The following is a 21533-nucleotide window of genomic DNA, read 5'->3' as shown; positions in this document are numbered from 1 at the left end:
TTAACGTACCTTCAGCGTTGCCAGGCCAATCAGCACCAGCATCAGCGAAATAATCCAGAAGCGCACAATCACGCGCGGCTCCGGCCAGCCTTTCAGTTCATAGTGGTGGTGAATCGGCGCCATACGGAAGATGCGCTGACCGCGCAGCTTGAAGGAACCGACCTGCAAAATCACCGACAGGGTTTCAACCACAAACACACCGCCCATGATCACCAGCAGGAACTCCTGACGCAGCAGTACGGCGATAATGCCGAGCGCACCGCCCAAAGCCAGAGAACCGACGTCCCCCATAAAGACCTGCGCCGGATAAGTGTTGAACCACAGGAAGCCCAGCCCCGCGCCGACAATCGCCGTACAGACGATCACCAGCTCACCCGCGTGGCGCAGATAAGGGATGTGCAGGTAGTTCGCAAAGTTCATGTTACCGGTCGCCCATGCCACCAGCGCAAAACCGGCGGCGACAAAGACGGTTGGCATAATGGCCAGGCCATCCAGACCGTCGGTCAGGTTTACGGCGTTGCCGGTACCGACAATCACAAAGTAGGCCAGCAGGATGTAGAACAGCCCCAGCTGTGGCATCACGTCCTTAAAGAACGGCACGACCAGCTCGGTGGCTGGCGTATCTTTCCCGGCCAGATACAGCGCGAAGGCCACGCCCAGCGCAATCACCGACATCCAGAAATATTTCCAGCGGGCAATCAGGCCTTTGGTGTCTTTACGAACAACTTTGCGGTAATCATCAACAAAACCGATGATCCCGTAACCCACCAGTACCGTCAGAACGCACCAGACGTACGGGTTGGAGGGATAGGCCCACAGCAGCACGGAAACGACGATGGCGGTCAGGATCATGATCCCGCCCATGGTCGGCGTGCCGCGTTTGCTGAAGTGCGATTCCGGACCGTCGTTACGTACAACCTGACCGAAAGAGAGTTTTTGCAGACGGGCAATCATGCGCGGGCCCATCCACAACGAGATGAACAGCGCAGTCAGCAGGCTGACGATGGCGCGAAACGTCAGATATGAAAAGACGTTAAAGCCTGAATAATATTTGACCAAATGTTCGGCCAGCCAAACTAACATGTCCCGTTCTCCTGTAATGCGTGCACAACCTCTTCCATGGCGGCACTACGTGAACCTTTCACTAACACAGTCACAATTTGTTTTTCTGCAATCAACGCTTTGAGGCGCTCTATCAACGCGGCTTTGTCAGCAAAATGCTCGCCAACGCCGCTGGCATAGCTAATCGCCTGGCTCAGTTTTCCTGCGCTCAGCACACAGTCCAGCCCCGCCGCTTTCGCCGCTTCACCGACCTGGGTATGACAGGCTTCGCTTTCGTCGCCCAGCTCTGCCATATCGCCAACTACCATGATGCGATAGCCCGGCATTTCAGATAACACCTGCACCGCCGCCGTCATCGAGCCAACGTTCGCGTTGTAGGAGTCATCCAGCAGCAGCTTATTTTCCGAAAGCTGAATCGGGAACAGACGTCCCGGCACGGCTTTCAGGTTCGCCAGCCCGGTTTTAATCGCTTCATGCGACGCGCCCACCGCCGTCGACAACGCCGCCGCCGCAAGCGCATTGGCGATGTTATGGCGACCCGGCAGCGGCAGCAGCACATCGACACCACCCGTTGGGGTGGTGAGGGTGAATTCTGTGCCGTGCGACGTCACGTGGATATTGGTCGCGGTAAAATCACTGTTGACCGCATTCGGCGAGAAGCGCCAGGTTTTACGCGAACCAATAATGCTCTGCCAGTTCAGCCAGTCGTTGTTATCGGCGTTCAGGATGGCGATACCGTCATCCGGCAGGCCGGTGTAAATCTCACCTTTGGCTTTTGCTACGCCTTCCAGCGAGCCAAAGCCTTCCAGATGCGCAGCCGCGAGGTTATTCACCAGTGCGGCTTCCGGGCGAGTCAGACTCACGGTCCAGGCGATTTCGCCCTGGTGGTTTGCCCCTAACTCGATCACCGCAAATTCATGTTCTTTGGTCAGGCGGAGTAATGTCATCGGCACGCCGATGTCATTATTGAGGTTGCCCGCGGTATAAAGCGTATTCCCGCACTGGCTGAGGATCGCCGCCGTCATCTCTTTCACCGACGTCTTGCCTGATGATCCGGTCAGGGCGACAACGCGCGCAGGGACCTGCTGACGGACCCAGGCGGCCAGCTCACCGAACGCGAGACGCGTATCTTTCACCACAATTTGCGGCAGTTCGATATCCAGCTTGCGGCTGACCAGCAGCGCACCGGCGCCGTTCTCTTTGGCCTGTTCAGCAAAATCATGCGCGTCAAAACGCTCGCCTTTCAGCGCCACAAACAGACAGCCTGCGGTGATTTTGCGGGTGTCCGTCGTGACGGCATCAATCGTCAGGTCTTGCCCGTGCAGGTCGCCCTGCAGAATGGCAGCGGCCTGGCTTAACGTGATGCTAATCATGCCACGACTCCCAGCAGACGTGCTGCCGTTACGCGGTCCGAGTAGTCCAGACGGCGATTGCCAACGATCTGATAATCTTCATGGCCTTTACCCGCCAGCAGGACAACATCATTCTCCCGCGCTTGCATGATGGTGTTAGTCACGGCTTCCGCACGGCCTTCCACCACGCGAGCGCGGCCCGCGTCCAGCATGCCCGCCAGAATGTCATTAATGATGGCGCGCGGCTCTTCCGTACGCGGGTTGTCATCGGTGACTACCGGAATATCTGCAAACTGCTCGGCAATAGCCCCCATCAGCGGGCGTTTGCCTTTGTCGCGATCGCCGCCGCAGCCAAACACGCACCAGAGCTTCCCTGTGCAGTGCAGGCGCGCCGCTTCCAGCGCTTTTTCCAGCGCGTCCGGCGTGTGGGCATAATCAACCACAACGGTCGGTTTGCCCGGCGCGCTGAACACTTCCATACGGCCGCAAACTGGCTGCAGACGTGCTGAGGTTTTCAGCAGCTCAGCCATTGGATACCCCAGCGCCAGCAGCGTCGCCAGCGCCAGCAGCAGGTTGCTGACGTTAAACGCGCCCATCAGGCGGCTTTCAATTTCACCTTCACCCCAGGAAGAGGCAAAGCGGATTGTCGCCCCGCTGTCGTGGTAATTCACTTCAACCGCCTTCAGCCAGCGGCCGTGGCAGTTTGGATTGATATGGTCTTCCATCGACACTGCAACCGCATCCGGCAGCTTCGCCAGCCAGCGGCGGCCCACTTCGTCGTCGGCGTTGATGATGGCTTGTCCGTAATGGTGAGTAGAGAACAGCAGCCATTTCGCGGCTTCGTAATGCTCCATATCACCATGATAATCAAGATGATCGCGGCTCAAATTGGTAAACACGGAAGCGGCAAATTTCAGCGCCGCGACGCGGTGCTGTACCAGACCGTGCGAAGAGACCTCCATCGCAGCAAAGGTTGCCCCCTGCCCTGCCAGACCGGCAAGCACATGCTGTACGTCTACCGCGGAGCCGGTGGTGTTTTCCGTTGGGCTCACTTTGCCCAGCAGGCCATTACCCACGGTCCCCATCACCGCACCGGTTTCACCCAGCAGCTTGGCCCACTGCGCCATCAGCTGCGTGGTGGTGGTTTTACCGTTGGTACCCGTCACGCCAACCAGGCGCAGCTGGTCGGAAGGTTCGTGATAAAAACGCCCCGCCAGTGCGGAAAGACGCTCGTTTAACTGGCTGAGATAGATAACCGGCACCCCGTGCATTTCACGGATCTCACCGTCGGTTGCCTCATCTTTAGCCTCAGCAATAATGGCAGCCACACCTTGCGCAATCGCCTGCGGGATATAACGACGCCCGTCCGCCTGATGACCGACCACCGCCACAAAAAGATCGCCAGAAGCAGCCACGCGGCTGTCCAGTATCATCTCTCGCAGTGCTCGCTCCGGTGCATTTGGCACCCACGGAGCGAGAAGGTCGCGCAAATTACGATCTGCCACCTGTACCCTCGCCTTGATTAATTACAAATTCACTTTTTTCGCCCGTCGCCAGCGCATCCGGTTCAATGTTCATGGTACGTAACACGCCGCCCATGATAGCCCCGAACACAGGCGCGGAGACGGCGCCGCCGTAGTATTTACCCGCCTGTGGATCGTTAATAACGACCACCAGCGCAAAACGCGGATTGCTTGCAGGCGCAACGCCTGCGGTATAGGCAATGTATTTGTTGATATAGCGGCCATCCGGCCCCACTTTTTTCGCCGTACCGGTCTTGATAGCGATGCGATAACCTTTGATTGCCGCCTTCACGCCGCCGCCGCCGGGCAGCGCCACGCTTTCCATCATATGAACAACAGTACGGACGGTCGATTCCGGGAAGATACGCTCACCGGGAACCGGTGGATCAACTTTGGTAATCGACAGCGGACGATAAACGCCATAGCTGCCGATCGTTGCGTAGACTCGCGCTAACTGTAACGGTGTCACCATTAGCCCGTAGCCGAAAGAGAAGGTGGCCCTCTCTATGTCAGACCACCGTTGTTTTTGAGGATATAAGCCACTGCGTTCTCCGACCAACCCCAAATTGGTCGCCTTTCCAAGCCCAAAACGTGAGTAAGTCTCTACTAACGCTGAGGACGGCATCGCTAACGCCAGCTTTGAAACACCGACGTTACTCGACTTCTGTAACACCCCGGTCAGGGTCAATTCGCTGTAGCGCGCCACGTCTTTGATTTCGTGACCGTTAATTCGGTAAGGAACGGTATTCAGTACGGTATTTTCATTAACGATACCGCGCTGAAGTGCAGTCATGACGACCATCGGCTTAACGGTCGAACCCGGTTCGAACACGTCGGTGATGGTACGGTTACGCATAATATCCTTTTGCGTACCGGTAAGATTGTTAGGGTTGTAGGACGGGCTATTGGCCATCGCCAGCACTTCACCCGTGTTGACATCAACTAACACGGCACTGCCCGATTCCGCTTTGTTAAAGGCCACGGCGTTGTTCAGCTCGCGGTAAACCAGCGCCTGTAACCGCTCATCGATACTCAGCGCAAGGTTGTGTGCTGCCTGGCTGTCCGTTGAGGAAATATCCTCGATCACGCGACCATAGCGGTCTTTACGCACAATGCGCTCACCGGGCTGACCGGTCAGCCATTTATCAAAGCTTTTTTCAACGCCCTCAATCCCCTGGCTATCAACGTTAGTAAAGCCAATGAGGTGAGCAGTCACTTCGCCGGATGGATAGTACCGGCGGGATTCTTCGCGCAGATGGATCCCCGGCAGCTTCAATTTTTTGATGTAGTCTGCCATGTCAGGATTCACCTGACGCGCCAGATAGATAAAGCGCCCTCTCGGGTTGGTATTCACGCGTGAAGATAACTGGTCCAGCGGCATCTTCAGCGCATCCGCAAGGGCCTTCCATCGGTTATCAAGCGTGATGCCGCCAGCATCATGCAGTTCTTTCGGATCGGCCCAGATAGCCTTCACCGGCACGCTCACCGCCAGCGGACGACCCGAGCGGTCGGTGATCATCCCACGGGATGTCGACACTTCCTGGACGCGCAGAGAGCGCATATCGCCCTGGCGAACCAGCATGTCAGGGGCGACGATTTGTAGCCAGGCCACGCGTCCGAGCAGGAAACCCAGCGCCAGTAAAATGCAGCCGCAAAGCAACGCAAAACGCCAACTGACAAAGTTGGCCTGTTCTTCCTGACGTTTTGGTTTTAGCGTTTTTGCCGCTGCTTTCATGCGTCGCGTTTTCCCTTATTTTTGTACTACGATATTTTCCTGCGAAGGATCAACATGCTGCAGCTGCAGCTTTTCCGTTGCGATCCGTTCAACCCGGCTATGATCGCCGAGCGCGTTTTCTTCAAGGATCAGATTTCGCCATTCAATATCCAGCGCATCGCGTTCCAGTACCATCTGCTCGCGTTGCGCAGTCAATAAACGTGTATGGTGGGCGGTGGTCACCACCGTAACTGCCGTGACAATGATGCAAATGAACAGACAGAGTGGCAGTTTCCCAAACCGCAAAAGATCGTCGCCGATCACGCCAGGCAAGGCATGGCGCTCGTTGCTTCCTAACGAATCCTTAACTTTGCTTAGGGTCTCTGTCACTCTGCCGATCATGCGTTCGTCCTCTCTGCAACACGCAGCACTGAACTACGGGCGCGTGGATTCTCTGCCACTTCTTCTTCGCCCGGCATCAACTTGCCTAATGCTCGCAACTGACGGCCACCCAGCTTCCTGAGTTGTTCTTCCGTCATCGGCAGCCCCGCTGGCACCTGCGGACCGCGGCTTTGTTCACGCATGAAGCGTTTCACAATACGGTCTTCCAGCGAATGGAAGCTGATGATGGATAACCGCCCACCCGGGGCCAGCACGTCGAGCGAGCTTTTTAGCGCCAGCTCTATTTCCTCCAGTTCACTGTTTACCCAGATGCGAACCGCCTGGAAGGTACGGGTCGCGGGATGTTTGTGCTTATCCTTCACCGGTGTCGCCGCCGCGATCACTTCGGCCAACTCTTTAGTGCGGGTCATTGGCTCAATGCGATTGCGCTCGACGATGGCGCGCGCAATACGTTTGCCAAAGCGCTCTTCGCCGAACGTTTTGATGACCCATGCAATATCGGCTTCGTCAGCGGTCTGTAGCCACTCAGCGGCAGACTGACCGCGCGTCGGGTCCATCCGCATGTCCAGCGGACCATCACGCATAAAGGAGAAACCACGTTCAGCATCATCAAGTTGGGGTGAAGAGACGCCAAGATCGAGAAGAATCCCGTCGATCTTGCCCGTCAGGCCGCGTTCAGCGACATAATCCGCGAGCGCAGAGAAAGGTCCATGCACGATGGAAAAGCGTGGGTCATTGATGGTCTGTGCAACGGCAATAGCCTGCGGATCGCGATCGATTGCCAGCAGACGTCCTTCCTCTCCAAGCTGGGAGAGAATCAAACGTGAGTGACCACCGCGACCAAACGTGCCATCAATGTAGATGCCATCCGGACGAATATTCAGGCCGTTTACGGCCTCGTCCAGTAACACCGTTTTATGTTTATAATTTTCCATCATATTTATAGAGACAAGTCCTGCAGCCGTTCCGATAATGTCGCGGAATCAGACTGCTCAGCGTCGATATCTTCCTTGACCTGTTGATACCAGGTCGTTTCATCCCACAGTTCAAACTTGTTGAACTGCCCGACCAGCATCACTTCTTTGGTCAGACCGGCATGTTGCCGCAACACAGGGGCAATCAGTAATCGCCCTGCGTTATCCATCTGACATTCACTGGCATGTCCCAATAACAGCCGCTGTACGCGGCGTTCCTGCGGGTTCATGCTCGACAGTCGCGACAGCTTTTGCTCAATAATTTCCCATTCAGGCAAGGGGTAAAGCAGCAGGCAGGGGGAGTTAATGTCAATGGTGCAAACCATTTGACCCGCAGCGTTCTCAATCAGCTGGTCGCGGTATCGGGTTGGTACCGATAAACGCCCTTTGCTGTCGAGATTGACTAACGTAGCTCCACGGAACATGCCAGTCTCACCCCTCCTCACCACTTTAACCCACAAATTCCCACCTAAAGGAGTTTACGGAGCGAGGGAAAAGCTTGTCAAGCCAGGACTCTCCATATAAGGACTCGGAAGCCCTCTATTTACAGAGATAAACAGTCCTGGTTAATAACTGCACAACTGGCGAGGCAAAATTAACGTTATGAATATTTGTAAGAAAAAAACCGAATATGCACACTAGCGTTAAAGCTCACTCAATATCATCGCAGATAAATATAAAGTGTCAGTTTGCGACGCGGGCAGCATTTTATGACAGATTCTCAGGGGATAACAGCGCCAGATTCACCCAGGCACTCGGTAAGCTCAGCGGTTGCCACGTAAGCTGGCAAAGGAGGAGGAAAAACGTCTGATTATTCATCGACCGAAAAGGGTTTGTAACAAAATAATACAAAGAATGCCGTTTAAAATCGACCGGACGTTCTTAAAAAGACAATTTAAAAGCCAGAATGAATTAAGAAAAATAGGTGATTAGGATCCCTCAAGAATTATCCTAATTTCTCTCCGGGAATTATCTGCACGAATTATCGCAACAAAAGGGGGCAGATTTCGCCGCCCCGGTCATTTTCATTTTTGGCGGCTTAAAATTCCGCGATGGTAGAGATTACGTTTGATACGCGTCAGGCCCGGTTTCGGCTTGCGCGGCTCATCCAGGCTTGCCAGCACAATCTCCAGCACGCGTTCAGCCACATCGCGGTGACGCTGTGCTACCGCCAGCACCGGGCACTGGAGGAAGTCGAGCAGCTCATTATCCCCGAACGTGGCAATCGCCAGGTCGGAGGGCAGTTTACCTTCCCGGCGTAAGGTCACGTCCATGACGCCCTGCAACAGCGCAAACGACGTGGTGAACAACGCCTGAGGCATCGGATGCGTTTCCAGCCATTTCTCGAACAGCTGCGCGGCGGCTTCACGCTCGTAGCTGTTGGCATAGAGGTAGTGAACCTCGCGCGGATCGTCTTTCCAGGCGGTTCTGAATCCCTGCTCACGCAGGAAGCTCACGGAAAGCTCGGGCAACGCGCCAAGATACAGCACCGTTTCCGCGGGGAACGTTCTCAACTCTGCGGCCAGCATTTCTGCATCATCCTGATCCGCACCCACCACGCTGGTGAAATGCTCGCGATCGAGCGCGCGATCCAGCGCCACAATTGGGAACGGGTCATTCGCCCAGCGCTGGTAGAACGGATGCTCTGGCGGCAAGGAGGTCGACACGATAATGGCATCCACCTGACGCTGGAGCAGATGCTCAATGCAGCGCATCTCGTTATCGGGCTGGTCTTCTGAGCAGGCAATCAGCAACTGATAGCCGCGCTGACGCGCCTGACGTTCAAGATAGTTGGCGATACGGGTATAGCTGGTGTTTTCCAGGTCAGGGATCACCAGACCAATAGAGCGGGTACGCCCGGCACGCAGACCGGCTGCGACAGCATTCGGATGGTAGTTATGCTCACGAACCACCGCCATAACTTTTTCAACGGTCTTGTCGCTAACACGGTACTGCTTTGCTTTACCGTTAATCACATAGCTGGCCGTTGTTCGTGACACGCCGGCTAGCCGGGCGATTTCATCCAGTTTCACAATTGCCCCTTAAAAAAAGAAAAGAGTCCATGGCCCTGTCAAGGTTATGGTTAAATCTTTTAACATCTAAACGCAGAAAAGCCTTCGCGGCAACCGCTTTTATCTGCGTTGTCGGCTGATTACGCAAAAAAAAGCCCGGCTTTGGTGACCGGGCAGAAAGAGGCGAACCTTTTTGACAACTAACGCATGATTTTCTCGCCGCGTGACAGACCGACTACACCCGATCTCGCGACCTCGACAATTTTTGCGACATCCCGCACTGACGCCAGGAAAGCATCCAGCTTGTCGCTTGTCCCAACCAGCTGAACCGTATAAAGAGAAGGGGTGACGTCAATAATCTGTCCGCGGAAAATATCCGCATTGCGTTTAACTTCTTCACGCCCGTAGCCGCTGGCCTGGATTTTCACCAGCATGACCTCTCGTTCAACGTAGGCCCCCTGCCCCAGCTCGCTCACGCGCAGCACATCAACCAGCTTATGCAGCTGTTTCTCAATCTGCTCAAGCACTTTGGCATCGCCGACGGTTTGGATCGTCATGCGCGACAGCGTCGGGTCTTCCGTCGGGGCAACGGTCAGGCTTTCAATGTTATAGCCGCGCTGCGCAAAAAGACCAATGACGCGCGACAGTGCGCCAGACTCGTTTTCCAGTAAAACAGATAATATCCGGCGCATATCAGGTTCTCTCCGTTTTGCTTAACCACATTTCATCCATACCACCACCACGAATATGCATCGGATAAACGTGTTCGGTCCCATCAACAATCACATCCATAAAGACGAGGCGGTTGTTTTTAACGTGCTCAAGCGCTTGCGCGAGCTTCGCTTCCAGCTCAGCCGGATCGGTTACCCGCATGCCTACATGGCCGTAAGCTTCAGCAAGACGAACAAAGTCCGGCAGCGATTTCATGTATGACTGAGAATGACGGCCAGAGTAGATCATATCCTGCCACTGCTTCACCATACCGAGATACCCGTTATTCAGGTTCAGCACCAGTACCGGCAGTTCATATTGCAGCGCGGTAGACAGCTCCTGAATGTTCATCTGAATACTGCCATCACCGGTCACGCAGACGACGGTTTCATTCGGCAACGCCAGCTTCACGCCCAGCGCGGCAGGCAGACCAAAGCCCATGGTTCCTAAACCACCGGAGTTGATCCAGTGTCGCGGTTTATCAAACGGGTAATACAGGGCGGCAAACATCTGGTGCTGCCCTACGTCTGAGGTTACGTACGCTTCACCTTTCGTCAGTCGCCACACCGCTTCGATGACCGCCTGCGGCTTAATGCTTTCGCTTTGCGTGTCATATTTCAGGCACTGACGCGCGCGCCACTGTTCAATCTGCTGCCACCAGTCGCGGATCTCATCCAGCGGCTGGGTTGCACTCTCCTGGGTCAGCAGGTCCAGCATTTGCTCCAGAACCTGACGAGCATCACCGACGATCGGCACATCAGCCGCCACTGTTTTTGAAATTGACGTAGGATCGATATCAATGTGCAGCACGGTGGCGTTCGGGCAATACTTTGCCAGGTTGTTGGTGGTGCGATCGTCAAAGCGCACGCCGACGGCAAAGATGACATCGGAATGATGCATCGTCATGTTGGCTTCATAGGTACCGTGCATACCCAGCATCCCCAGCGCCTGACGATGGGTGGCAGGGAATGCCCCCAGCCCCATCAATGACGATGCAACTGGCAGGTTAAGTTTTTCAATCAGTTCACGGAGCTGGACTTCGCAGGCAGAGTTGATCGCCCCGCCACCGACATAGACCACCGGTTTTTTGGCTGCCAGCAGCGTTTGCAATGCCCGCTTGATCTGACCTTTATGCCCCTGCGTTGTTGGGTTATAAGAGCGCATGCTGACCGATTCCGGCCAGACATAAGGCAGCTTGTTTGCCGGGTTCAGGATATCTTTAGGCAGATCGACCACCACCGGTCCCGGGCGTCCGCTTGCTGCCAGCCAGAAGGCTTTTTTCAGTACGCCGGGAATGTCTTCTGTTTGCTTGACCAGGAAGCTGTGCTTCACAACGGGACGCGAAATCCCGACCATGTCGCACTCCTGAAAAGCATCGTAGCCAATCAGTGAGGTTGCCACCTGCCCGGAGAGGATCACCAGCGGGATAGAGTCCATATAGGCCGTCGCAATGCCGGTAATGGCGTTTGTCGCGCCGGGGCCGGACGTGACTAACACCACGCCCACTTCACCCGTCGCACGCGCCAGGCCGTCAGCCATGTGCACCGCCGCCTGCTCGTGACGTACCAGAACATGGTCAATGCCCCCTACCGTATGCAGCGCATCATAAATATCGAGGACCGCACCGCCAGGGTAGCCGAACACTTGCTTTACGCCCTGATCGATCAGCGACCGAACGACCATTTCCGCGCCAGACAACATCTCCATGCTTTGCCTCCAGGCATTTTGTTATAGACGGACTGCCGAATTCATTTCCGCACCGTCTTACGATTGGGATAAACCAATCTTATATTTTGCAGAGTGTTCTTTACCTTAACCGCTCGTTATGAGGCAGGCAATTAGCAAACCCGGGTAGATAAACGGCGCGTAAAGCAGAAAAAGCAGGCGTTAACAGGAGATATGGTTAATTCCTCTGGGAATAGAGGATGGGGTGATAAATCATCGCTGAAAAGCGCGACAATGCAGGAAATCATCTATTTTTGCGTGCCGGAGAGCAGCCCGAAAAAAAGCACCACAGAATAAAATAGCAATTATCTAAAAGAACTCAGGATAAATCACATAAACCGATGCGATTTATCCTGATGCGCTTACCGGCGACAGATGCCAACCAGCAACTCTTCCATCCACTGATGCCCTTTATCCCGACCCGCCGCTTCATGCCAGGAAAGATAACAGGTACGGCTATTTAGCTTGAGCGGCAGAGGTAAAATTTGCAGGTTTAACGGGTCAGAAAACTCTTCTGCCAGCCAGCGCGGCGCAATCGCCACCAGTTGCGTCTGGGAGACCACGTTTAATACGCTAACCATGGCCATGCCCTGATACGCCACGCTCGACTGTTTATCCGCAGTGTCATACCACGGCAGGCTAAAGGAAGCATATCTGTCGAGTGCAACAACGGCGTGCTGCTCGTTATAAACATCGCTTTCTAGCAGCGGAGAATTCAGGCGCGGATGTTTTTTACTGGCGACCAGAACCATTTCATCTTTAAACAGCGGCACACAGGAAAATTCTGGACGACGGAACTCTTCATACCCCAGAACGAATTCGATCTCCTGATAGCGTAACTGATGTTCCGTGTTTTGATTCAGGGATGATTTAAAAACCAGATTGATATTTGGTGCGATCTCTTCAACTTTATTATAAATAATCGACGTTAAATAATTATCTAATGGGCTACAGACGCAAAGATGGAATACGCGCTCGCTGCTTAAGGGTTCAAAGCCCGAGCCCGGCAGCTCGTTTTGTACCAACTGCAACGCCTGGCGGATGGAGCCGAACAGCTGGAATGCGCGCGCCGTAGGCTGGATCCCTCTTCCGTAACGAACAAACAATTCGTCGTTAAACATGACCTTAAGCCTGGCAACGGCATTACTCACAGCAGGTTGTGACATCCCCAAGGCCTGGGCCGCGCGGGTAATATTCTGTTCCTGCATGACAGCATCAAACACCGTCAGAAGATTAAGATCCACCGTGCGTAACTGCGGTTTAATCCCATCAGTAGCTTGAGGTTGTTTAATATTATTTTCTGACACTTCTGACTCCACTGTCACGCTACACTCCCTTTGCTCACGTACGGTAATCATCTCGAAAATATGATTTATCATGCAAATACGATCAGCAAAAGAGAATTATTTAAAATTCGGAATATATAAAGACTCTATAATAACGAAAATTAATGAGCGCAAATGATATGTTTGACTTTAGGATTTGAATGAAACCATAAACCAAACAAATATACAATTGCCATCAGGTTAATGATGACTTAAGTATTATTAAACTGTTATTGCTATCGCCCTACAGTTAGTTAACAACCTGTTATATCTGTTCGCTTTTCAGCATTATGGAACAGATTCACTGCATTTATAACTTAATGATATTAAAACCTTTTAATCACAACGCATTCTCTTCAGGACATTTCACTCATTTTTAAACAATTATATTTATTTGTTTCTGCAACTCTTTTCTTAAGTCCAAAATTAGACAATTAGTCGGGTCGCGAAAGCTAAAACCAGCACAATTAGCTAAAATGAATACCCTGCTGATTCCGTCCGTCGGGACCGTTTTCATCGTCAGGGGTTGACATGAACGGCCGTATCCAGTACCACTAAAAGCATATTGAATTTAACGGAGCACGATTCATGATTCGCACCATTCGTTTCACCGGTCTACTACTACTAAACGCATTCACTGTGCGCGGTAGACTGGCGGGCGAAATTCAGCGTTGAATCGTCACCAGTAAGACTAAAAACCCGCGCCACTGCGCGGGTTTTTTTATGCTCGTAGCAAGGCGCCCTAAGACTGACAAGGACCTAACCCATGAGCCAGCAAGTCATTATTTTCGATACTACTTTACGTGACGGTGAACAGGCATTGCAGGCAAGCCTGAGTGTAAAAGAGAAACTGCAGATCGCGCTGGCTCTCGAACGTATGGGTGTCGACGTGATGGAGGTCGGTTTCCCAGTCTCGTCTCCGGGTGATTTCGAATCCGTCCAGACTATCGCCCGCACCATTAAAAACAGCCGCGTATGCGCCCTGGCGCGCTGCGTAGAGAAAGACATCGACGTTGCTGCCGAGTCATTGAAAGTCGCCGAAGCGTTCCGTATCCACACCTTTATTGCGACCTCACCTATGCACATCGCCACCAAGCTGCGCAGCACGCTGGATGAGGTGATTGAGCGCGCGGTGTATATGGTGAAACGCGCACGCAACTATACCGATGACGTTGAATTCTCCTGTGAAGATGCGGGCCGTACGCCAATCGAAGACCTGGCGCGCGTCGTGGAAGCCGCCATCAACGCGGGTGCGAAAACCATCAACATCCCTGACACCGTCGGCTACACCATGCCGTTTGAGTTCTCCAACATCATTACCGGACTGTACGACCGCGTACCGAATATTGATAAGGCAATTATCTCCGTCCACACCCACGATGATTTGGGTCTGGCCGTGGGTAATGCCATCGCCGCCGTCCACGCCGGTGCGCGTCAGGTAGAAGGCGCGATGAACGGTATTGGCGAACGCGCGGGCAACTGTTCGCTGGAAGAAGTGATCATGGCGATCAAAGTGCGCAAAGACATCATGGACGTGCATACCCGCATCAATCACAACGAAATCTGGCGCACCAGCCAGACCGTCAGCCAGATTTGCAACATGCCCATTCCGGCTAACAAAGCGATTGTCGGCACTGGCGCCTTCGCGCACTCCTCCGGTATTCACCAGGATGGCGTCCTGAAGAACCGCGAAAACTACGAAATCATGACCCCGGAATCCATCGGCCTGAACCAGGTGCAGCTGAACCTGACCTCCCGTTCCGGTCGCGCGGCGGTTAAACACCGTATGGAAGAGATGGGCTATAAGGACAGCGATTACAACATGGATCAGCTGTACGACGCGTTCCTGAAGCTGGCCGACAAAAAAGGTCAGGTGTTCGACTACGACCTGGAAGCGCTGGCCTTTATTAACAAGCAGCAGGAAGAGCCAGAGCACTTCCGTCTGGATTACTTCAACGTGCAGTCCGGCTCCAGCAACATCGCCACCGCCTCGGTCAAGCTGGCCTGCGGTGATGAAATTAAAGCAGAGGCCGCGAACGGTAACGGCCCTGTCGATGCCATCTACCAGGCGATTAACCGCGTCACCGAGTACGACGTGGAGCTGGTGAAGTATGACCTGACGGCCAAGGGCCACGGCAAAGATGCTCTGGGTCAGGTCGACATTGTTGTGACCCACAATGGCCGCCGCTTCCATGGCGTGGGCCTGGCGACCGATATCGTTGAATCCTCCGCGAAAGCGATGGTGCATGTTCTGAACAACATCTGGCGCGCCGCCGAAGTCGAAAAAGAGTTGCAACGCAAAGCTCAGAATAAAGAGAACAACAAGGAAACCGTGTAATGTCGAAGAATTACCATATTGCTGTGTTACCGGGCGACGGTATTGGTCCGGAAGTTATGGCACAGGCGCTGAAAGTACTGGAAGCCGTTCGTACGCGTTTTGCGATGAAAATCACCACCAGCCACTACGACGTGGGCGGTATTGCGATTGATAACCACGGTACGCCGCTGCCGAAAGCGACCGTGGAAGGCTGCGAAAATGCCGATGCCGTGCTGTTTGGTTCCGTCGGTGGCCCAAAATGGGAACACCTGCCGCCAGCAGAGCAGCCAGAGCGCGGCGCGCTGCTGCCGCTGCGTAAACATTTCAAGCTGTTCAGCAACCTGCGTCCGGCGAAGCTGTATCAGGGCCTGGAAGAGTTCTGCCCGCTGCGCGCGGATATCGCCGCCAACGGTTTCGACATTCTCTGCGTGCGTGAACTGACCGGCGGGATCTACTTTGGTCAGCCAAAAGGGCGCGAAGGCAGCGGACAACACGAGAAAGCGTTCGACACCGAGGTGTATCACCGTTTCGAAATCGAACGTATCGCCCACATTGCGTTCGAGTCGGCGCGCAAACGCCGCCATAAGGTGACCTCCATTGATAAAGCGAACGTGCTGCAGTCTTCAATTTTGTGGCGCGAGATCGTCAGTGAAGTCGCTAAGCAGTACCCGGACGTCGCGCTGTCGCACATGTACATCGACAACGCGACCATGCAGCTGATTAAGGATCCGTCCCAGTTTGACGTGCTGCTGTGCTCCAACCTGTTCGGCGATATTCTCTCTGACGAGTGCGCGATGATCACCGGCTCGATGGGCATGCTGCCATCCGCAAGCCTGAATGAAGAAGGCTTTGGCCTGTACGAGCCTGCGGGCGGCTCCGCGCCGGATATCGCAGGCAAAAACATTGCCAACCCGATTGCGCAGATCCTCTCCCTGGCCCTGCTGCTGCGCTACAGCCTGGATGCAGGCGATGCGGCAACCGCAATTGAAAACGCCATTAACCGGGCGTTAGAGAAAGGCGTCCGTACCGGTGATTTGGCACGCGGCACGGCGGCAGTCAGTACCGATGAAATGGGCGACATCATTGCCCGCTATGTCGCTGAAGGGGTGTAATCATGGCTAAGACGTTATATGAAAAGTTGTTCGATGCGCACGTTGTTTACGAGGCGCCAAACGAAACCCCGCTGCTGTACATTGACCGTCATCTGGTACACGAAGTGACCTCACCTCAGGCATTTGACGGCCTGCGCGCGCACAAGCGTCCGGTACGTCAGCCGGGTAAAACCTTCGCGACGATGGATCACAACGTTTCCACCCAGACCAAAGACATTAACGCCTCGGGTGAGATGGCCCGTATCCAGATGCAGGAGCTGATTAAGAACTGCAATGAATTTGGCGTTGAGCTGTACGACCTGAACCATCCGTATCAGGGCATCGTCCACGTGATGGGGCCTGAGCAAGGGATCACCCTGCCGGGCATGACCATCGTCTGCGGTGACTCCCATACCGCGACCCACGGCGCGTTTGGCGCTCTGGCATTCGGGATTGGCACGTCCGAAGTGGAACATGTGCTGGCAACGCAGACCCTGAAGCAGGGCCGCGCCAAAACCATGAAGATTGAGGTGAAGGGTAAAGCGGCACCTGGCATTACCGCGAAAGACATCGTGCTGGCCATCATCGGTAAAACCGGCAGCGCAGGCGGTACCGGCCACGTCGTTGAGTTCTGCGGCGACGCTATTCAGGCACTGAGTATGGAAGGTCGCATGACCCTGTGCAACATGGCCATTGAGATGGGCGCAAAAGCCGGGCTGGTCGCGCCGGACGAAACCACCTTCAACTATGTGAAGGGCCGTCTGCACGCGCCGAAAGGTAAGGATTTTGACGACGCGGTAGCCTACTGGAAAACCCTGAAAACCGACGAGGGGGCAACGTTTGATACCGTTGTCACGCTGCAGGCAGAAGAGATTGCGCCTCAGGTGACCTGGGGCACCAACCCGGGTCAGGTGATTTCCGTCAACGACAGCATCCCTGACCCGGCCTCCTTCGCCGATCCGGTTGAGCGCGCCAGTGCGGAAAAAGCGCTGGCCTATATGGGGCTGAAGCCTGGCGTGCCGTTGACCGATGTCGCCATTGATAAAGTGTTTATCGGCTCCTGCACCAACTCCCGTATCGAAGATTTGCGTGCCGCCGCCGAAATTGCCAAAGGCCGTAAAGTGGCACCAGGCGTGCAGGCGCTGGTGGTTCCTGGCTCCGGTCCGGTGAAGGCCCAGGCGGAAGCCGAAGGTCTGGATAAGATCTTTATCGAAGCAGGCTTCGAGTGGCGCCTGCCAGGCTGTTCCATGTGTCTGGCCATGAACAACGATCGCCTGAATCCGGGTGAGCGCTGTGCCTCCACCAGCAACCGTAATTTTGAAGGCCGTCAGGGCCGCGGTGGGCGCACCCATCTGGTCAGCCCGGCAATGGCCGCCGCTGCGGCAGTCACCGGCCATTTCGCCGATATTCGCAGCCTGAAATAAGGAGACAATCATGGCAGAGAAATTTACCCAACATACGGGCCGGGTTGTCCCGCTGGACGCCGCTAACGTCGATACTGACGCTATTATTCCAAAACAATTTCTGCAGAAGGTGACGCGTACCGGTTTTGGCGCGCACCTGTTTAACGACTGGCGTTTCCTCGACGATAAGGGCGAAGTGCCTAATCCGGAATTCGTGTTGAACTTCCCGGAATATAAAGGCGCCTCCATTTTGCTGGCGCGGGAAAACTTTGGCTGCGGCTCATCCCGTGAACACGCGCCGTGGGCGCTCACCGACTACGGCTTTAAGGTGGTCATTGCCCCAAGCTTCGCGGATATCTTCTACGGCAACAGCTTCAACAACCAGCTTCTGCCGGTGACGCTGAGCGATGAACAGGTCGACGAATTGTTCGCGCTGGTTAAGGCGAATCCGGGCATTTCGTTTGAAGTGGATCTGGAAGCCGAAGTGGTGAAAGCCGGGGATAAGACCTACAGCTTCAGCATTGATGCCTTCCGCCGTCACTGCATGCTGAACGGTCTGGACAGCATTGGTTTAACTCTCCAGCACGAAGCGGCGATTGCCACTTACGAACAAAAACAACCCGCATTTATGAAATAATCCTCCGGCCTGCAGTGTACTCTGCAGGCTGTGTTTTATCCCAATGCCCATCTTCCTTCTGTAAATACTTCGCAAACCCAGCCAATAATGACGTTATATTTAATGTCAATTTAATGTTCCCTGCGCAGAATAATCGTTCAATCAGCTGGCAGCGGAAATTATCATGAAAAAGAAAAATAGCAATGAGTCTCATCTCCGTTCTCATGAAATACAAAAATGCACAATAGTGAGCGTGATAACAAATAGTTTACTCACCGGCTTTCAGATAGTTGCAGGAATATTCTCAGGCTCACAGGGATTAATTGCTGATGGGATTCATTCTCTTTCCGATTTATCCTCTGACTTTGTCGTTCTGATTGCAAATAAAAAGAGTCAGAAAGCCTCTGATATCGATCATCATTACGGTCATCTGCGTTTCGAAAACGGTGCAAAGCTCATTATTGGCGCTATTCTGCTACTTGTGGGAATCGGGATGCTCTGGTCCGCAGGGAATAAACTGCTTCACCCCGAGACGCATCAGCTGGTGAAAGGGGCCGCTCTGTGGGTGGCGATACTGGCGCTGGTGGTGAAGGAAAGCCTGTTCAGATACATGTATGCCGCGGGAAAACGTATTCAGTCCTCGCTGCTGATAGCCAATGCCTGGCATGCCCGCTCTGACGCAGCCTCGTCAGTGGTTGTCGCCATCGGTATTGCCGGGAATTTAGTGGGTTTTCACGCGATGGACCTGATTGCGGCCCTGATTGTTGGGATATTTATCGCCCATATGGGTTACAAATTCTCTGCCGATGCCCTGCACGACCTGATGGACCGTTCGCTTGAACCCGAGCTGGAGCATGATATCAAAACCTGTCTTCTCTCCACCGAGGGTGTCACCGGACTCCATGATTTAAAAACCCGCAAGATGGGCGATTTAGCCCTTGTCGATGTCCATCTGGAAGTTAACGGCGAATTAAGCGTAAAAGAAGGGCATCAGATTGCCGTCAATGCCAGAAACAACGTGATGCAAAAATTCAATGTGCTGAACGTGATGACGCATATTGATCCTGCTCGCTAATCGGAACGCATAAATACAGTGTGACGCAACCCACCGTTAAGGTTTCGTTAATTAATCTGCGTCACACTGCATCGCATCAGCTCTCTCATTATTGAGGTAAAAAGCGATGAACCCAACGCTACGCAATACGCTTCCCCATAAAGAAACACCCTTTCTTCGCGTACTGCACATTCTTGTGGCCGTTCTGGTGCTGGTCCAGATCATCAATTCTAATTTCACCGAAAGTGAAGCCCTCCACGACTCCGGGCTGAACGGAATTGTCACCTGGATGCATATTATTTCCGGGTTTGGTTTAATTTTTTGTGGCATTGCCATGATGGCATGGATGTTAACCCAGCGCGGATTTAAATATTACTTCGCCTGGCTGGCGCTGGATTTTCGCGGAGTCGTTGACGATATTCGCACCCTCACGCAGCGCCAGCTTCCTGACGCGCATGCCGGCGGTATGGCGGCAACGGTGCAAGGTTTGGGCGTGCTGGCGCTGCTGGGCGTTGCACTCTGCGGCGCGGCCTGGTTCGTGCTGAACGCCACGCTCGGACCCGTTTCATCCGTCACAGAATCCGCCTTAAATTTGCATAAATTTCTGACGGTCTTTGTTGAGACATATTTCTGGGCACACGGTTTCATGGGCCTCGTTCATATGTACCTGACGCTACGCGCGCAGCGTAAATATCAGTGTTCAGAATAAAACGGTTCGCAGAGCCCGGCGTTCCCGGGCTCCGTTTCATTCATCCGATCACACGTCTTTTACGCGGCAGGTCAGCAGAAGCGTCACGACAGAAAGCGCCGCAATCATCCAGTAGACAGACGCATGCCCATAGCTTTGCGCCAGCGCCCCCTGAATCACGCCTGCCAGAATCACTCCGGTTGAAATACTGTTGGTAAAAAGCGTGGTCGCCGAGCCGGCACGACCGGGCATGAGATCCTGAAACCAGAGCATGCCGATCCCGGCAACAATCCCGATAAACACGGCGTTAAACAGCTGCAGCGCCAGCAACGCTTCACGCGAATGGAAAAGGATCAGCCCCGCGTAGAACAGCACTCCGGCCGCCACGGCAACGATCATCATCCGACGCTTTCCAAAGCGCTTTACGTAGTAACCCGCCAGAATCATCGCCGGAATCTCCAGCCCGGCAGCGGTTCCCATTAAGATCCCCGCGAGTTTGTCCGGTAAACCCAGATCGCTGCTGATCCACAGCGGCATATCGATAATGTACATCGTGTTGCAGGTCCACATCAGCGTGGAGGCAATAAACAGCATGCGAACGTTTTTATCCTGCCAGCCGCTCACCTCGGTGACAGGTTTATCCGTTGCCTGTTCAACGCGCGCTACGGACGGCAGCGCGAAGGCAATCAATGCCAGGCTGATGACAAAAATCCCGGCGGCGATGGAGAACATGGTGGTAAAGCCGTAGTTCAACGCCAGCATGAAGGCCAGCGGCGGGCCAATGACCCACGCCAGCGAGAGCTGGGCACGCATCACCGAGCTGAACATCACCACTTCCCGCGCCGAGTTATCCGCATATTCACGGGCCAGCGCGAACAGCTGCGGCATGGCGGTGTTCGCCAGTGACGCCAGCAGCACGCCGCAGGTAATGAGCGTCAGATAATGACGGTTAAAGGCGAAGAGCAGCGCGTTGCCCACCGCCATGGTGCAGCAAAAGAGGATCAGCCTGCGGCGATCGCCCTGGCTGTCCGATCGTTTCGCCAGCGCGAGGCTGACCAGGATCCCGGCAATGGCGTTAACGGTATAAAACAGGCCGACCCAAAACGGCTGTGCCCCCACCTCGCGGCTGAGAAACAGGCTCAGCGTCGGCGCCTGCAGCGCCCCCGCCACGCCCATCATAAAGGCCACCAGCATAAAAGCGGCATACACGCCGTTCAGGCGTCGCCCCATCGTTATCAACCACAGCATGCGCAAGTCCTTGTGAAAGCGAATCAAAATCGGGTGAAAGAATAAACGAAAAAAGCCAGCAAAAACATTTTGCTGGCGGGTGATAAGCACCAATACTCAGTCACACATGATCGAGGCGAGTTAGCGGGAAGAGGTCGGTGTTGTAACGTCCCACTGCATCAATTCTTCTAACGTTTTCAGCCGTTGCTCTGCACACTGGCGGGCCAGCCAGGACGATCCTTTTGTCGCTGAAAAGTACTGCTGATAAAACTGACGTGCGGTAGACCTCTTCATAATTTACCTCCTCACTTCATCGAGGAGAATTATTGGCCTAATA

At 54.2% G+C, this 21533-nt stretch carries 20 protein-coding genes; 7 read left to right on the top strand and 13 right to left on the bottom strand.

Annotated elements, in window-relative coordinates; translation table 11 throughout:
- From mraY to leuO, 11 genes are all read right to left on the bottom strand, one after another.
- Entirely contained in the window at positions 1–1083 is a 1083-nt protein-coding gene (gene mraY / locus ACMGG5_RS09440; protein WP_008501985.1) for a phospho-N-acetylmuramoyl-pentapeptide-transferase, read from the bottom strand.
- The gene (gene murF / locus ACMGG5_RS09435; protein ID WP_420277783.1) at positions 1077–2435 is read right to left on the bottom strand and encodes a UDP-N-acetylmuramoyl-tripeptide--D-alanyl-D-alanine ligase; all 1359 of its coding nucleotides are present in this window, start codon (positions 2433–2435) and stop codon (positions 1077–1079) included. Before murF ends, mraY begins: the two co-directional genes overlap by 7 nt.
- Positions 2432–3919 carry a UDP-N-acetylmuramoyl-L-alanyl-D-glutamate--2,6-diaminopimelate ligase gene (gene murE / locus ACMGG5_RS09430; RefSeq protein ID WP_420277782.1) on the bottom strand — a complete coding sequence of 496 codons (1488 nt, stop codon included), beginning with the start codon at positions 3917–3919 and terminating at the stop codon, positions 2432–2434. The genes murF and murE overlap by 4 nt, the downstream gene beginning before the upstream one ends.
- Positions 3906–5672, bottom strand: coding sequence for a peptidoglycan glycosyltransferase FtsI (locus ACMGG5_RS09425; RefSeq protein ID WP_420277781.1), 1767 nt, complete (start codon positions 5670–5672; stop codon positions 3906–3908). Before ACMGG5_RS09425 ends, murE begins: the two co-directional genes overlap by 14 nt.
- A gap of 15 nt (positions 5673–5687) precedes the next feature.
- Positions 5688–6053 (bottom strand): cell division protein FtsL, encoded by a 366-nt coding sequence (ftsL, locus tag ACMGG5_RS09420; protein WP_008501989.1) that lies wholly within the window; start codon positions 6051–6053, stop codon positions 5688–5690.
- On the bottom strand, positions 6050–6991 hold the full coding sequence (gene rsmH, locus ACMGG5_RS09415; RefSeq protein WP_021240527.1) for a 16S rRNA (cytosine(1402)-N(4))-methyltransferase RsmH: 942 nt from the start codon (positions 6989–6991) through the stop codon (positions 6050–6052). The genes ftsL and rsmH overlap by 4 nt, the downstream gene beginning before the upstream one ends.
- A gap of 2 nt (positions 6992–6993) precedes the next feature.
- Entirely contained in the window at positions 6994–7452 is a 459-nt protein-coding gene (gene mraZ / locus ACMGG5_RS09410) for a division/cell wall cluster transcriptional repressor MraZ (protein ID WP_021240528.1), read from the bottom strand.
- A gap of 600 nt (positions 7453–8052) precedes the next feature.
- The gene (gene cra / locus ACMGG5_RS09405) at positions 8053–9060 is read right to left on the bottom strand and encodes a catabolite repressor/activator (protein WP_008501993.1); all 1008 of its coding nucleotides are present in this window, start codon (positions 9058–9060) and stop codon (positions 8053–8055) included.
- 179 nt (positions 9061–9239) lie between these two features.
- Positions 9240–9731 carry an acetolactate synthase small subunit gene (gene ilvN, locus ACMGG5_RS09400; RefSeq protein WP_008501994.1) on the bottom strand — a complete coding sequence of 164 codons (492 nt, stop codon included), beginning with the start codon at positions 9729–9731 and terminating at the stop codon, positions 9240–9242.
- A 1-nt stretch (position 9732) separates the two neighbouring features.
- Positions 9733–11457, bottom strand: a complete 1725-nt coding sequence (gene ilvI / locus ACMGG5_RS09395; RefSeq protein WP_061715972.1) for an acetolactate synthase 3 large subunit — start codon at positions 11455–11457, stop codon at positions 9733–9735.
- A 380-nt stretch (positions 11458–11837) separates the two neighbouring features.
- A complete protein-coding gene (gene leuO, locus ACMGG5_RS09390; RefSeq protein WP_061715973.1) occupies positions 11838–12782 on the bottom strand; it encodes a transcriptional regulator LeuO in 945 nt (314 codons plus the stop codon).
- A 606-nt stretch (positions 12783–13388) separates the two neighbouring features.
- Here leuO and leuL point away from each other — a divergent pair.
- The 7 genes from leuL (at position 13389) to ACMGG5_RS09355 (ending at position 19990) form a co-directional block, all read left to right on the top strand.
- On the top strand, positions 13389–13475 hold the full coding sequence (gene leuL, locus ACMGG5_RS09385; protein ID WP_071787438.1) for a leu operon leader peptide: 87 nt from the start codon (positions 13389–13391) through the stop codon (positions 13473–13475).
- Positions 13476–13566: 91 nt separating this feature from the next.
- Positions 13567–15138: a 2-isopropylmalate synthase gene (gene leuA / locus ACMGG5_RS09380; protein ID WP_024907451.1), complete on the top strand. Its 1572-nt coding sequence runs from the start codon at positions 13567–13569 to the stop codon at positions 15136–15138.
- Positions 15138–16229 (top strand): 3-isopropylmalate dehydrogenase, encoded by a 1092-nt coding sequence (leuB, locus tag ACMGG5_RS09375; protein ID WP_048989654.1) that lies wholly within the window; start codon positions 15138–15140, stop codon positions 16227–16229. The genes leuA and leuB overlap by 1 nt, the downstream gene beginning before the upstream one ends.
- A gap of 2 nt (positions 16230–16231) precedes the next feature.
- Positions 16232–17632 (top strand): 3-isopropylmalate dehydratase large subunit, encoded by a 1401-nt coding sequence (gene leuC, locus ACMGG5_RS09370; protein ID WP_420277780.1) that lies wholly within the window; start codon positions 16232–16234, stop codon positions 17630–17632.
- Positions 17633–17642: 10 nt separating this feature from the next.
- Positions 17643–18248, top strand: a complete 606-nt coding sequence (gene leuD, locus ACMGG5_RS09365) for a 3-isopropylmalate dehydratase small subunit (RefSeq protein WP_048989656.1) — start codon at positions 17643–17645, stop codon at positions 18246–18248.
- Between the two features lie 163 nt (positions 18249–18411).
- Positions 18412–19302, top strand: a complete 891-nt coding sequence (locus tag ACMGG5_RS09360; protein ID WP_048989657.1) for a cation diffusion facilitator family transporter — start codon at positions 18412–18414, stop codon at positions 19300–19302.
- Positions 19303–19408: 106 nt separating this feature from the next.
- Positions 19409–19990 carry a cytochrome b/b6 domain-containing protein gene (locus ACMGG5_RS09355; protein WP_024907447.1) on the top strand — a complete coding sequence of 194 codons (582 nt, stop codon included), beginning with the start codon at positions 19409–19411 and terminating at the stop codon, positions 19988–19990.
- Positions 19991–20038: 48 nt separating this feature from the next.
- Here ACMGG5_RS09355 and ACMGG5_RS09350 read toward each other — a convergent pair whose 3' ends face one another.
- Together ACMGG5_RS09350 and sgrT are read right to left on the bottom strand one after the other, a co-directional pair.
- A complete protein-coding gene (locus ACMGG5_RS09350; RefSeq protein WP_420277779.1) occupies positions 20039–21217 on the bottom strand; it encodes a sugar efflux transporter in 1179 nt (392 codons plus the stop codon).
- A gap of 120 nt (positions 21218–21337) precedes the next feature.
- Positions 21338–21490, bottom strand: coding sequence for a glucose uptake inhibitor SgrT (sgrT, locus tag ACMGG5_RS09345; RefSeq protein WP_032644049.1), 153 nt, complete (start codon positions 21488–21490; stop codon positions 21338–21340).
- Between the last annotated feature and the right edge of the window lie 43 nt (positions 21491–21533).

Origin of the sequence: Enterobacter sp. BNK-34 (assembly GCF_048684445.1) — a bacterium.
Classification (GTDB): Bacteria; Pseudomonadota; Gammaproteobacteria; order Enterobacterales; family Enterobacteriaceae; genus Enterobacter; species Enterobacter pseudoroggenkampii.
The sequence above is the reverse complement of the archived record's forward strand: the minus strand, read 5'-3'. Positions and strand labels throughout refer to the sequence as shown.

Bases quoted from the DNA above. Each gene is read 5' to 3' on its own strand.
- mraY (WP_008501985.1), bottom strand. From the start codon at position 1,083: ATGTTAGTTTGGCTGGCCGAACATTTGGTCAAATATTATTCAGGCTTT.
- murF (WP_420277783.1), bottom strand. From the start codon at position 2,435: ATGATTAGCATCACGTTAAGCCAGGCCGCTGCCATTCTGCAGGGCGAC.
- ACMGG5_RS09425 (WP_420277781.1), bottom strand. From the start codon at position 5,672: ATGAAAGCAGCGGCAAAAACGCTAAAACCAAAACGTCAGGAAGAACAG.
- ftsL (WP_008501989.1), bottom strand. From the start codon at position 6,053: ATGATCGGCAGAGTGACAGAGACCCTAAGCAAAGTTAAGGATTCGTTA.
- rsmH (WP_021240527.1), bottom strand. From the start codon at position 6,991: ATGATGGAAAATTATAAACATAAAACGGTGTTACTGGACGAGGCCGTA.
- mraZ (WP_021240528.1), bottom strand. From the start codon at position 7,452: ATGTTCCGTGGAGCTACGTTAGTCAATCTCGACAGCAAAGGGCGTTTA.
- ilvN (WP_008501994.1), bottom strand. From the start codon at position 9,731: ATGCGCCGGATATTATCTGTTTTACTGGAAAACGAGTCTGGCGCACTG.
- ilvI (WP_061715972.1), bottom strand. From the start codon at position 11,457: ATGGAGATGTTGTCTGGCGCGGAAATGGTCGTTCGGTCGCTGATCGAT.
- leuL (WP_071787438.1), top strand. From the start codon at position 13,389: ATGATTCGCACCATTCGTTTCACCGGTCTACTACTACTAAACGCATTC.
- leuA (WP_024907451.1), top strand. From the start codon at position 13,567: ATGAGCCAGCAAGTCATTATTTTCGATACTACTTTACGTGACGGTGAA.
- leuB (WP_048989654.1), top strand. From the start codon at position 15,138: ATGTCGAAGAATTACCATATTGCTGTGTTACCGGGCGACGGTATTGGT.
- leuC (WP_420277780.1), top strand. From the start codon at position 16,232: ATGGCTAAGACGTTATATGAAAAGTTGTTCGATGCGCACGTTGTTTAC.
- leuD (WP_048989656.1), top strand. From the start codon at position 17,643: ATGGCAGAGAAATTTACCCAACATACGGGCCGGGTTGTCCCGCTGGAC.
- ACMGG5_RS09360 (WP_048989657.1), top strand. From the start codon at position 18,412: ATGAAAAAGAAAAATAGCAATGAGTCTCATCTCCGTTCTCATGAAATA.
- ACMGG5_RS09355 (WP_024907447.1), top strand. From the start codon at position 19,409: ATGAACCCAACGCTACGCAATACGCTTCCCCATAAAGAAACACCCTTT.
- ACMGG5_RS09350 (WP_420277779.1), bottom strand. From the start codon at position 21,217: ATGCTGTGGTTGATAACGATGGGGCGACGCCTGAACGGCGTGTATGCC.
- sgrT (WP_032644049.1), bottom strand. From the start codon at position 21,490: ATGAAGAGGTCTACCGCACGTCAGTTTTATCAGCAGTACTTTTCAGCG.